Origin of the sequence: Pleomorphochaeta sp. DL1XJH-081 (assembly GCF_049310885.1) — a bacterium.
Taxonomy (GTDB): domain Bacteria; phylum Spirochaetota; class Spirochaetia; order Sphaerochaetales; family Sphaerochaetaceae; genus CAYZJV01.
The window spans coordinates 20,513-34,146 of the sequence record NZ_JBMDYO010000006.1; the positions used below are offsets into that span (position 1 = coordinate 20,513).

General features: G+C 45.6%; 9 protein-coding genes. 4 read left to right on the plus strand and 5 right to left on the minus strand.

Annotation, left to right across the window (positions count from 1 at the left end):
• Window positions 1-76: 76 nt before the first annotated feature.
• A complete protein-coding gene (locus tag ACODJP_RS10430; protein ID WP_422481227.1) occupies window positions 77-535 on the minus strand; it encodes a hypothetical protein in 459 nt (152 codons plus the stop codon).
• On the opposite strand from ACODJP_RS10430, the gene ACODJP_RS10435 reads away from it, so the two are divergent.
• The 4 genes from ACODJP_RS10435 to mutL all read left to right on the plus strand — a co-directional run bounded on the left by ACODJP_RS10435 (window position 507) and on the right by mutL (window position 9,340).
• Window positions 507-1,925: an HD domain-containing protein gene (locus tag ACODJP_RS10435; RefSeq protein ID WP_422481229.1), complete on the plus strand. Its 1,419-nt coding sequence runs from the start codon at window positions 507-509 to the stop codon at window positions 1,923-1,925. The two genes, ACODJP_RS10430 and ACODJP_RS10435, sit on opposite strands and share 29 nt — an antisense overlap.
• A complete protein-coding gene (locus tag ACODJP_RS10440; RefSeq protein WP_422481231.1) occupies window positions 1,915-2,718 on the plus strand; it encodes a tRNA lysidine(34) synthetase in 804 nt (267 codons plus the stop codon). The genes ACODJP_RS10435 and ACODJP_RS10440 overlap by 11 nt, the downstream gene beginning before the upstream one ends.
• A gap of 65 nt (window positions 2,719-2,783) precedes the next feature.
• A complete protein-coding gene (locus ACODJP_RS10445; RefSeq protein WP_422481233.1) occupies window positions 2,784-7,469 on the plus strand; it encodes a hypothetical protein in 4,686 nt (1,561 codons plus the stop codon).
• Between the two features lie 65 nt (window positions 7,470-7,534).
• The gene (gene mutL / locus ACODJP_RS10450; protein WP_422481235.1) at window positions 7,535-9,340 is read left to right on the plus strand and encodes a DNA mismatch repair endonuclease MutL; all 1,806 of its coding nucleotides are present in this window, start codon (window positions 7,535-7,537) and stop codon (window positions 9,338-9,340) included.
• Here the strand turns inward: mutL and ACODJP_RS10455 are convergent.
• The 4 genes from ACODJP_RS10455 to ACODJP_RS10470 form a co-directional block, all read right to left on the minus strand.
• A complete protein-coding gene (locus ACODJP_RS10455) occupies window positions 9,333-10,055 on the minus strand; it encodes a hypothetical protein (RefSeq protein WP_422481237.1) in 723 nt (240 codons plus the stop codon). The genes mutL and ACODJP_RS10455 overlap by 8 nt on opposite strands.
• A 3-nt stretch (window positions 10,056-10,058) precedes the next feature.
• Window positions 10,059-11,195: a 1-acyl-sn-glycerol-3-phosphate acyltransferase gene (locus tag ACODJP_RS10460; protein ID WP_422481239.1), complete on the minus strand. Its 1,137-nt coding sequence runs from the start codon at window positions 11,193-11,195 to the stop codon at window positions 10,059-10,061.
• A gap of 2 nt (window positions 11,196-11,197) precedes the next feature.
• Window positions 11,198-12,184: a dihydroorotate dehydrogenase-like protein gene (locus ACODJP_RS10465; RefSeq protein WP_422481241.1), complete on the minus strand. Its 987-nt coding sequence runs from the start codon at window positions 12,182-12,184 to the stop codon at window positions 11,198-11,200.
• A 106-nt stretch (window positions 12,185-12,290) separates the two neighbouring features.
• The gene (locus ACODJP_RS10470) at window positions 12,291-13,613 is read right to left on the minus strand and encodes an aspartate kinase (protein ID WP_422481243.1); all 1,323 of its coding nucleotides are present in this window, start codon (window positions 13,611-13,613) and stop codon (window positions 12,291-12,293) included.
• Window positions 13,614-13,634: the final 21 nt, after the last annotated feature.

Below are 13,634 nucleotides of genomic sequence, written 5' to 3' on the forward strand. Positions count from 1 at the left end.
TGTGGCCCCGCTACTCTCACTTCGCTTGGAAATGTGATCCACGTTGTGGCCTCGCTGCCCTCGCTTCGTTTGGAAATCACGGTAACGTGATCGAGTGTATAAGCCAGTTCCCATCACTATCCTGAGTGAGAAATAAATCCCAAACCTCGAACTCTCCCCCAGTCCGATAGATCAACGTCGGTAGGAATACCTGATCGGAATGGACTTTGGCTTTTCCGAAAGCAATGGTTGCTGGCAGGGTAAGTGACAATCGTTTCCCATGTAGCTTATTCAATGCGAATACCGCTGATGGATGGACATATCGTTTGAACCAGTCTGGACGATAGAAGTCATTCATCGCTATATAGGCAGATGAAATCGCAGGATGGGAAGGTTGGCTAGGATCCTCCATGTATCCTATTGGTGAATCCAAAGGAAAGGTTCCTTGTCCATCGAGACCAAGAACACCCTCATAGACAGTGGCAGCCCCACCGAGAGAAACAGTGGATAATCCGATGAGAAAGAGGATGAAGATAGACCTCTGTAAACCGACCATATCCCATGATGTACCCAAACCGAGGAGGAAGTCAAATAGTGGCTGGACATCTGGCGATGGTTTCTATACGATGGCATCGATGATCACCGATATTACACTCAGACAAATAGCCCACCTTACCGCCGATTTCAATGAGACGGTCCGTGATCCATTATGGCGCGATATTCCTCTCTCGAAGGGATTCAAGAGCCTCTTCACCAGCCGATCCATGCAAAAATTGAATAGGATCAAGCAATTGGGTCCAGCCTATTTGGTCTATCCGGGTGCAGTGCATACCCGACTGGACCATAGTCTGGGTGTCTTCCACGCAACCCGTCTCATCATACTCTCTTTGCTGAACCAGATCCGTCAAGGTACTATTGCTCCCGCTATTTCTGAAGAGGGAATACGCGCACTCTTAACCAGCGCGATGTTACATGATATGGGTCACTTTCCCTATGCACACGCGTTGAAAGATATGGTGAGTAAAGAACATGAAGCCCTTGGTGCCCTTATCATAGAGAATGACAATGAGCTACGGGATATCATAGAAAACCAGATTGGCACATCGGTAGAGACGGTTTGCAAGATAATTGATACGAGCCGTCCTTCAGAGGATAGTGAGGTTGGTTTCCTCAGGACAATCTTGAGTGGGACACTTGATCCAGACAAATTGGACTATCTCAGTCGTGACGCTCTTTTCTGTGGAATCCCCTACGGAATCCAAGATGCCTCGTATATCATCAGACACCTCAGCATCGTAAAAGAGGGACTGCCGATTGGTATGCCGATAGAAGCCATCGGATCGGTCGAACACCTGTTGTTTGCAAAGTATTCCATGTATAGGAATGTCTATTGGCACCATGGGACACGAGGGGCAACGGCAATGATCAAAAAAGCAGTCCAACTTGCTCTTGCAGAGGATTTGGTGACTGAAAAAGAGCTCTATGGACAGGATGACGAATCCTTTGCTTTACTGTTTCAGCCGTACCATGATACAGCAAGCGGAGAACTATTTAACGCTGTCAGGGACAACCGTCTTTTAGTCCAACAAGCAGCCATCCCATTCCAAAACACTCTGTTCCACCAGAAACTTTATGGAGACAAGCAATTCAGGGAGAATCTGGAAATGGCTATCTTCAATGATTTACGTAAGCACTACCGCTCGCTCAAGCCCCATGAAATCATTATAGACATCCCAGAGGACGTCTCCTTCGAATCTGATATCCCGATTCTCCGAGAAGATGGTTCGGTCCTTCCCTTCTCTCAAGTGGATGAACTCTTTACCAGAGATGTCGTTAAAACATTCACTGCGAGTCTTAGAAAAATCCAACTATATACTCCAGGAGGGATCGATAGATCCCTTGCTCATCAAATATTTATAGGACTTATCACACACTATGAAGCATGACGTAACTGAAGAAATCCACCATTGGAAAGAATTGATATCAGGGGACATCCCACCTTGGGTGATGCGATTCATCAAACTTACCGGCAAAGCCATTAATAGACACGAAATGATAAAAGCCGATGATTCGGTCCTCCTCAGTGTCTCTGGGGGAAAGGATTCCCTAGCATTGGCACTAGCCCTATCACTGAGACTGAAATGGTTACCGGTCTCATATAGCATGAAAGCGGTCATGATTGATTGGAAGGAACATCCGATCGGCACCATGGCACAAGAGCGATTACATGAATATTTCGCATCCCTAGGGATCCCTTTGACCATACTCGAAGAAGAACAATATCCCCAGAGTTTCAAAGGTGAATTCAATTGTTACCTTTGTTCGCGTAACCGCAGGAGAATTCTCTTTAACTATGCTGCAGAACATGGATATCCACTCATCGCGATGGGACACCATCTGGACGATTTGGTAGAGACGACTTTGCTGAATTTAACCAGTAGGGCAAAATTCTCAACCATGCTGCCAATACAAGAATTCTTCCAAGGAAAGTTGCATATCATTCGTCCCATGATTGAAGTACATGAACACACTACTCGTCGACTGAGTGAAGTATACCAACTACCATCGGTAAAACCGGTCTGCCCCTATGACCAGACAAACATCCGCTCAAGACTGAAGCCTATAGTCAAGGAATTGGTCCTTCTGGACAGGGATGCCCGTGAACATATCTATAACTCTCATGCCTTCTCTTATCGCATACCACGCAAAAATAGCGTTTCTGAGGATCGCAGCGAGTAAACACAGTTGCGGTCAATCATGTTTTGGAGTAATGTATAAACATGAAAGTGAAGAGGATGACATACGTGAAAAGAGTGATATTGACACTGATGGCGATCTTTATGGTCGCGGCCCCTGTTTCGGCAGCGAACACTGGCATTGGAGAAAGTGGAAACCCATATCTGTATATCGCAAGCGGCATGGATTCCGACTATTTCCAGTTCAACGACAAGGGAGTGTTTGTCCCACAAACCGATCCTCCAGCAGAATTGAAGAAAGGGTGGATTATCCTATCTGGCCAAGAGCCGGTTACTATCAAAGGTAGATACACTACGATAGTTCTTCAGAGGGAATCGATACTTACGATAGGTTCAGCCCGTGTAGATAGTCCCTCTTACTATCTGGTAGCAGGCTCGGCTTCTTTTTTGGTAGACAAACCATTCTCCGGTACATTCGAAGTCTCCACCCCTGTAGGAATCTATAAACTTGAAGGACCTGGGGAGATGTTTGTCTCTTCCGATTATGCCGAACTGATATTCTCACTTGGTGGAGAAATCGAGGTCATGAATGCCATAACACGCCAGATCTCAGATGTCCCACCCTACACATATATGAATCTTGCGGATCCTTTCCTACATACAAAGCAGATTTCTCAACAAACATATGACACGCTCTCAATCAATCCTAACAAAGGTTCGATAAAGACTCTTCCCAGTGCGTCCGTCGAGGATGGCATTACATTTAAGGCACCAGCTCCACTGTTCGATGTTCCCCAGATTCCAGAGGAACCTGAAGTGGAGAAAGAGGTAGCCGTACCTACCGTCGAATCTTCCAAAATCACTCCAAAAGACACTCCAATCGAGGCAACGGTAACAGTTCCTCTCACCATTGAGGGAGAGAAAGAGTTGCAAGCGAAGGAAATTGTTGTAACCGATGCGCCGAGTGAAGGGCTATCTCTCAAAGTATCCATAACCACAGACAGCGAAAGCCAGACAGATACTTCAGCACAACCCTCTGAAGTACCTCAAGAGGCTTTTGACTTCTACATTGTCCATACTAATGATGCAAGCGGACAACTTTCTGGTGAAGGCATCGGCTATGCACGGCTTGCTACCCTGTTGGATTGGGGAAGGTCAGTCTCCGACAAGCACCTAGTACTCGATGCTGGTAATACGGTAAGTGGTACTCCCATCGTCGATGCATTCGAAGGAGAACCGGTGGCAGTTCTATTGGATATGCTTGGCTATGATGCAATTGCACCAGGAGCAGCCGATTATGCCTTTGGTCTAGACCGTTTGCAGGAAGCAGCAAGATTAGCCTCTGAATATTCGGATCTCGACATCTTGGCTGCCAATGTCTTCGATGAGACAGGGAATGCATTGTTCACGCCATATGAAATTTACGATTTCGATGAATTCTCTGTTGGCGTAATTGGTATCAGTGTACCTCCTAGAACCATTGACGGTGTTGTGTACCTAAATGATACCATCATTGATCAGGCCCAAACACTGTTGGATGAAGTCGTTGAGAAAGCAGATTTAGTTGTCCTTTTGGGCAATATCGCCGAAAATTCGGGAATCACCAGCTCTGATATTGCCAATGCATTGGAAGGGATCGACCTCATAATCGACGGAGAAATAGCAAGCACTCCTGCCGGTGGACGTACAGTCGGAGATACACTTATCGTCAATGCAGGTGGAGAATTGTCCAGTGTTGGAATAGTTGCCGCACACGTATTGGGTGACGAAGTCAAATCACTCTATGCTAATCGCATAACGGTTGAGGATGTGAATAATCCTACAGCAAGTACATTGGCAGCACAATTCGGAATAGAGTCGGTACCCGCTAACCGGGAAGTCCAACAGTACATTACAAGTCAAGAAGCGCGTTTTGCAGCATTGGAAAAGACTATTGTACCAAAAGCGCCATCGGTGGAAGTCTCTGTTGAAGAAGAACCGGTTGAAACCGCTATAACGGAGCCAGTGGAAGATGTGAAAAAAGGGGATGAAGCCCTGACCATCAAAGAACCGTTGGGAATCGTTTCGGGATCTCCAACAACGGCTGAAGAGACTGTGGATTGGGGAGTCACTACCAGATTCACCCTTTCTCGTGATGGTTTTACCAATAGCGCTACACCTAAGATGGGTGTATCAATAAATCCATTCTACCACCGGAATTCGTTCGAATTGGGATTGCAGGCATTTTTCCTTACCGATGGTAGTCCGTTCTCTCCATCGACCTACACGATTTCCAATATAATCGATGGAGAAGGAATTGCAACGACACTCAGTTCTGCGATGCGTTTCCTAGACTATGTGAAATATGGAGAGAAAGAGTATCCATTCTACTTGGTTGCTGATGATTCAACACCTATAGCTTTTGGGAATCGGATCCTTGTAGATAACCTTGGAGTCGCTACAGGGCCGTTTGAAGAGCATCTCGGCCTCTACAGTTCGGCAGAAATCGGTAGATTCGGTATAGAATTATTTGCCGACGACCTGTATCTGACCAAATGGCTGGATGGTGATTCACAGACAGGTGGAGGACGGCTCTCCTTTGATATCTCCCCCAACTTCAATCTTGCTCTCTCTTCAATGCTTACGGCCGATAGAGGAAGAAACATCGATGCATATCCAGCTTTAGACCTGACTTGGAAAATCAAGAATGAAAGACGATTGCGTTTCGATGCTTTTGCAACAGCCGCAACCAAGGTTGAAATGAATCCATTCTCTTTCGATACGGTTTATAATGCTTCCGGTAGCGGAATTTCAGGAAAACTGCCGAACTTCCTCTTCGCAGGAGGTGTGGATCTACATACATTGAAATGGGATGCACGATTTGTCGGTGCTGTGCAAAACAGCTCAGATGGATTGTTATCGCTTGGATCCTTCAACCAGACTACCTATTCGGGAAGCCGTATGCTCGATAGTTCTGCCGGAGTATATTATACGATCGGTTCCGAACTTGGATATCGCGGAGAACACTTGGGATTTACGACATCTTGGTATCTTCCGATCGATCAAGATTTCTCAAAGATCGTAAAAATTGATGGAACTCAAACAACTGGTGATCGTTTTGCAATTGAAGCTACCTATACAGGCGCTAACTTCCAAGGCGCGGTAGGCTTCAGAAGAGTTGGACTTCTTAGCGCAATAGATAATCTCTTCACCTCAGGTAATTTTACGTCAGCTGCAATAGAAATGGTTAAATCAGAGAATGAAGGTCTTGAACGTAATTCTCAACCCTACGTAGCCCTCCGTTACACAAATGGATTGTTCGGTATATTCGGTGATCTATCAATGGTACCTTCCAATCCTGACAATCCTGGTGGATCGTACACTCCAAGGGTCAATTTGGGAGCATCTGTTACCATTGGCAAACAAGCAATTAGTGAAGCTACCGATCCAACCATCGGTGGAGCGGTATTCGACGATGAATCGAATTTCTCTGGAACCATCTCAACAGCATATACGAGGAATTTCGTCAGTGATACTTCCGATACTCATTATCTAACGATCAAGCCTATCATAAGCTATACAAAGGATGATTCGTTCTCCATTGGAATTGGACCTCAAATCTCGATCGACTTCTCCGATATTGAACTCTATGCACACGATGATTCACCGTTTGGATTTGGAAAGGACTATCCGTCAACAGTCGGAAAATTGTACGACAGCCTGACCGATTCACTATCACTTATCGACCACGTGAACATAGGAGAAGAGGATGATACATTCCATCTTGCCATCGGAAGAGACATCTCGACTTCCATGGGACCGCTGGTCAAACAGGTGACAACAAGGACCGATTCCAGCTTAGACACCCCATTGGCGTTACAAGCAAAATTGGATACCGAATCCTTCGATATCGATGTATTTATGAATGATATCACTGAGCTCCAACTTGGTGGTGTCCGTTTTGGTATAGCTCCATTTAAATCCTATGGTGCTGAATTTGGCTTATCGGCGATAGGCTCTGCCAAACTTACCGATAGTGATAAGCAGATAGCCCTACTCCCATCTTTCGATCTCAACCTTCCCATCGTACATGGCGAGAACCTTTCTTTCGATGCTCAAGGTTCATTCACGACTATGCTCGGATACAAGGCAGGAACTGGATTCGTACAGAACTTCTTCGACTCCTCGGCTTCCACCTTCTTGGGTAAGTTCAACAATTATCTGTTTACAGGTGGTCTTGATATGCAAGCCGGTGCATTTGGCATGGGAATTGATCTTGCTATGCAGGAGGGAGGAATCTCTTACGGTATGTTCAACTCCCTGTATTTGAGAGAACAGAATTCATTGGTTACTGCTCTTGATGTAGAGAATCCAGCAAACGATCCAAGAAGCTTCACGATTACTGCAGAAATGGATTGGCAGAAAGATAAGTTTGCACTAGGAGCCTCTTACCTCATGCCGCTATCAGCAGACTTCCAAGCTGATACGGATAATGATCTATTTACCGTCAGCAGTACTTTAGACCTATCCTGGTTCGATCTGGAGCTAGCATATGGTAAACGGGGATTCTTAGGTGGAATCGAAGATGTCTTATCCGGTTCTAGCGGTAGCCTCCTCAGTAGGGCAAGGACATTCTTGTTTGATGAAACTAGTGCCATCAGTGCTGGTATAGCAGTGACACAGGGACCGATGACCTTCAAGGCGACGCTCTCTTCACTTGCCAGTTTCATCACCCCTGTTGGAAGCTGGAACCTACAGAACGAGTCAGTCACTTCTCCAGCTCTCACTCTCGGTGTTGACATCAATCTGTTCTAAAACAGTGCAAAATCTTTCAGGGTCGTCCCTCTAGTGGGGGACGACCTTTTTTGTTAGGATACGGTATGAACAAGGTACAAAAGATTCATGTATTGGACCCTCTGGTAGCTCAGCGTATAGCAGCAGGAGAAGTTATCGAGCGACCTTCATCGGTTGTTCGGGAGTTGATAGACAACGCTGTCGATGCAAAAGCAAAGATGATAACCGTCCAAGTCATAGATGGTGGAATTGAGAGAATTACTGTTATAGACGATGGAGTTGGTATAGAAGCCGATGATCTTCCCCTCTGTTGTCGGTCCCATACGACAAGTAAGGTAACAACCTTGGAAGATCTGTACACCTTAGAGACGATGGGGTTCCGAGGGGAAGCGCTGTACAGCATCGCGGCAAGTGCTAGAGTTACAATCGCAAGCACTACTTCGAAAAGTGAAGGGGCTACCATTGTAGTAGATAATGGAATTGAACATGAAGTGATTCCTGGGGGTCCCCAGCAGGGAACTAAGATCGATGTGGAACATCTTTTCGGAGCTATTCCAGCAAGAAAACTGTTTCTCAAAAGACCTTCTACAGAGTCGAACATGTGCCGAAATACCATTATTGAGAAAGCAATCGCCTTTCCCGAAATTACCTTCAGGATGTATGATGGCGATCGTCTGAAACTGGATCTTCCTGCCACCACACCAAAACAGAGAGTGTTGGACGCTCTGGTACATGACAAACACCTGATCCATTCTGAGACTACTGAGCTATCGGATACTGCCAGTAGGTTCAGTCTCTATGCAGTAGCATCTACCCCTGCAAGTTATCGGACCGACCGTTCTCACATAAAAATCTATATCAACCAGCGGCCTGTAGAGGAATATGCCTTAGTCCAAGCGATCACCTACGGATATGGAGAAATGCTTCCAGGAGGAGCTTTCCCCTACTGTTACCTCTTTGTGACTGTGGACCCTGAGTTGGTTGATTTCAATATCCACCCTGCCAAACGTGAAGTCAAACTACGTAATAAGGCGGAGATCCATCATCAAGTAGTGGTCATGATCCGTCAACAAATGGCAAAATCGCTCCCCCGCTTGCATTTCGATCATACCGCTTCAGAGCAGCAACCACAGTTTGCAAATTTTGATCCCCCCCCTTATATGCCTTCAACCGACCATACATCGAGTCCCCGTGGGAAAATCGGGGAGCCATCGCGTAATCAGCAAAGCCAAACCCATTCTCAGGATTGGCTTGAGCGGGCACGGAAAGTTCTCTCTGGGCATAAGGAAGCCGATGTATCAAAACAAGTGGATTCTGATTCTAACCCGCTAGAAAGGAAGGAGGAGAATTCAACTTTTACCTATCTAGGCCAAGCCTTCGAGCTCTTTCTGATTGTGCAAAAAGGCGATTCACTCTATCTGATTGATCAACATGCAGCTCATGAGAGGATCCTTTATGATCAGATACGGAAAGATGGAGGTATCCAAAAACTCATGGTACCTTTGGATTTTGAAGTCGATAGAACCGTTGATGAATTTCTTCAGAACCATCACCATTGGTATGCCGAATATGGGTTGGATTTGAGGAGAATCGGCGATCTCTCTTGGGAATTGCATTCTATCCCGGCACTTTGGAAATCGATAGAACGGGATGTAGTGTCCTTTATCAGCTCACAATCTGCTGGAGATGTGACTGAATTAGAAAAGAAACTGTACGCAACGATTGCTTGCCATGCAGCAATAAAAGATGGTGATGCGATAGATGCAACAACAGCCGAATCATTGATCCAAAAAGTCTTCCAGTTGGAAAATCCAGTCTGTCCACATGGACGTACCTTTGTTGTAGAAATTACGAAAGACCAGTTATGGCGATCCGTTGGACGTATTATGTAAAGAACTGTCGAACCATGAGATAAACACCGCTTTCCACATCATATCGCATAGCGGTTATCAGATGGGTCCTTTTCTGGAGGGTCATATCCACGAACAAAGGGCTCAGAATCTGGTCTCCTGTCGATTCCAAAACAGTTAGGAGATTCCCGTCTGAATCGTAGAAACGGTACAACCACTGGGGATTATCTTCTGTTCCTAGTCCTCGGAGCTGGGGAGCATCATCAAGAACCAACCATTGCATTCCATCGACAATAGATACAGCTAAATGTGCCTTTGTCATGGCTGTTTGTGGACGGACAAAATCAAACTCCTCACTGAGTCTACTTCCATCTTGTGAAAAGACTTCCACATTCCATACGCCCTGCTGCAACTTGAGATCAGGAGGGAGTAACAGATCATTCATTCCAATATATAAAAGATCCCCTACGGGAAAAGGTTGGACCGAACGTTCCCATCGATAGGTTGAATCGGGTGAAATGACAGCCACCTCATAAATCGCATCCTTCTCGAATGAATCTGATTGGATAGTTACTACCACTCCCTCCGATAGTGTAGGTCCTACTTCGGCACCAAAGGTAGCACACACAAGGGGTTTCACATCGAAGGAAGAGATTGTGGCATTTTCGCGTGAACAAGCAACTAGGGAGACTACCAGGATGATTGACAACCCGATTGGTAAGAGAACATTCCCAAAACCTTGTCTCCGCTCACCCATGGTCTACCAACCCAAGGCTTCCAATTGCATGACTACTGGATTCGCATAGGAACGCAAGATTATTCGACGCAAATCTTCAGAAAGACCTTTATAGCGATCAAGGAATTTTTTCGTATTCAATGATTCGTACTTCTCGGTAAATCTCGTTGGTCCCTGCAGGAGGTCATAGGCCAAATAGTTTGTATCCCACAACTTGTAGCCGAGATGGATTTGTCTATCGACTTCATGAGCTACCTCGGTGGCATTCTCATAAGTACCAGTCAACGGTTTTCCGAAATGGAGATGGACGTCTCCCTTAAACCGCCGTAAACCCCGAAGCATATTGATCAAATCCTCGTACCGCTTCTTCGTATAGGTTCCATTCAGTTTCTTGGAGACCTCTTCCCTTCCCTTGTTGATATCATTTGGATCGTACTGGTAGGAAATCGCAACCGGTACGATATGACATTTCTTTATCAATTCAGAGAAGCTGATCCCAGACGACTTAAAGGAGAGATAGAGCATTTTAATGATCGCTGGATTGGTCTTGTCTATACCATCCTTAGAGCGACCACTCTTTTGAGCTACCCATATCGATTTCTTAGCCTCTGTAATCAGTTCAACAAAGTAGCGGGATAACCGCAATGATTCATGGTATTGTTCTCTGATCGGAAGATTCCGTTTGACCGTAACCCCACCGTTCAATTTGAACATATCGGTGGTGAACTGGTTTACCAGCAGATTGTCTCCGATTGCCATCTCGCAGATGGGTAGTTCGGTCTTCAGCAGAGCATAGTCCAACAGAGCACAATCGAGAACGATGTCCCTATGGTTGCTAATGAACAGATAGGGGGTCTTATCATCTAGGTTTTCCTGTCCACTATAGGTAAAAGAGGTCATGGAATTACGCTCTATGGTAGGAAGGAACACACCAGCAGTTATTAATCGTTGGAAATCATCATAGGATCGTACCTGATCCAACAGTGGCGGAATCATCTCCTTCATCTGGTGACTCTTCCATTTGGTCTTTATAATATTGCCCGCATACAAGACTTCTGCCATATTGCTCAGGAATTTTGGATAGGCTTTGATTCTGGCGACAGCATCAAGGACATCTTGTCCCTCATAGGGGGCGATGTCCTTGTATTTGGATTTATCCATGATTAGAACTCCACATTCAGCGACTTCATGTATTGGGCACGCTCCCACTGGGAGGGGTCTTCCATTCGCTTATGGGCCAGCTTGCCTCTGAAATCGACAAAATCTTTCGCTTCATGACGATCCATCCAAGCCAAAAGGGATCCATTCATCTCGTCTATGACCTTGTGTCCGTTCTTCATCACTGCGGAACATACTTGTACTGCTTTTGCTCCTGAGAGCAACATCTTGATCAACGTATCGCCTGAATGTATTCCCGTGGATGCACAGATATCACAATTGAGATATGCAGAAAGCAAAGCTGTCCACTGGAGGGCTTGTGCATAGTCGCTGGGTGTGCTCAAGCCAATTGATGATTTGGTCGTCAATTTTTCGATATCGATGTCGGGTCGATAGAATTTGTTGAATAAGACCAATCCATCCACACCCATTTTGTCAAACTTCTTAACGACATTAGCCAATGCGGTGAATTGTGAACTGATCTTAACAGATAGAGGTAACTTGAATCGCTCTCTAGCAGCCTGGACTACAGCGAAATATTCATCCTCGATATCTGAAGCTGAGCGTCCGAAATCGGAGGGAAGAATATAATAATTCAGTTCAAAGGCATCTGCTCCGACCTCGGCAAACCGCTCGACATAATCCAGCCAAGTACCTTGAGATCTACAATTGACACTTGCAATCACAGGAATATCAAGAGCAGCTGTTGCCTGCTCAACGAGAGAAAGGTAAGCATCGATATAATAGTTCCTAGATACCTCTTCAATGAAGTCCTGGCCATCGGTATGAGCCACAAAGCCCTCCGTCTGACTAATCATTTTAGCTGCATCGTTATCGATCTGCTCTTCGAAGATGGATTTCAGCACTACTGCACCGGCACCAGCGTCTTCGCATTTCTTTAATTTATCCAAAGATGATGTAAGGGGAGAACTCCCCACGATTATCGGGTTTTTCAGTTCCAATCCGAGATATGTTGTTGCCAAACGTTCCATAACGCTACCTCCGTCAGTCATCATAGCCAATATTTGTACGGTTGTACAGTAAAACAGCCGTCTTCACTCAAGGAGAGACGGCTGATAGTGTGCTATTTAGTACGTATCAGTCGGAGACTATGGTATCCACAATAGCATTCAATACCGGGGCATACGCATCGATCGGTACGGCAAACAGTCGCTTGATCGGCAAACTTGCAGAGACGACAGTCAATGGGAATCCGAGAGTCGAAATGGTTGTCGCAATTCGTTCCATTAAGGTGGGCTCAAGATCCATTCCCTCTCCAACAACTCCAATAAGAACTAAAGGCTCCGACATGTCACAGATATCGACATCGACAGTCTCTGTGATTTTTTTAACCAATTCATCCGCCCCTGCATCATCCATATCTGTCGCAAGATACATGACAATCGTATCGAACGCATCGACTACCACGTCACATACAAGCTTTTCCTGCTCAATGATTCCATGTATAGCTTTTGCCGCATCTGGATAGCGATCCAACATGAATTTTTCAACAACGAGCCGTCTATATGGTTTCTTCCCCGAAACTCCGACCAAGTGGTCCTTCTTAGAATCCCTTGAAGAAGTAATCATGGTCCCAGGGGCACTTGGATCATTAGTATTCTTTACATTAATAGGAATACCGACCTTACGTACTGGGGCAATTGCATCCTCGTGGAATACACTGGCACCTATGGTAGCTAATTCACGAATTTCTCGGTAGGTGATCTTGGCGACTGGACCAGCCTTTTCAGCTACCCGGGGATCAGCGATATAGATTCCCGAGACATCAGTCCAGTTTTCATAGATATCTGCGCCAATGGATCTTGCAGCGATAGCTCCAGTGATATCACTCCCTCCTCTACTGAAAGTCTGGATACCACCATGAGGTCCTGTTCCATAGAAACCTGGCAAAACGATACGTCCCTCAATAGTCTTAAGGACTTTCTCGGCAATTTCATAGGTTTCTTCATCAACACGGCCATCTTCGGTAAGTCGGATAATCTGTCCTGCATCGACAAAGGTTGCGCCAAAGAATTCTGAGATCATCAGAGCATTTAGATATTCACCTCGACTTCCAGCGAAATCTGCAGTTTTCTCTTGGGATAACCGTGCGTAAATATCATCCAACTCCTTGTCCATATCGAGACCAACACCCAAAGCTGAGGCTATCTCATTGATCCTTCTTCTAATAATGGCAAAAGGCTCGTCATAGGATTTTCCCTGTTCAACCAGCTTATGGCACGTAAGCAACAGATCGGTCACCTTCGTATCTTCCTTATGCTCTTTTCCAGGAGCTGAGACAACAACCAACTTCCTTCTGTCGTCCGCAAATACAATGTCCTTGACCTTTGCTATCTGACTGGCATTCGCAAGCGATGTCCCGCCAAATTTGCTTACCCATATCTCTTTACCCTTTGCCATATTGTTCACCTCTTTGCCATA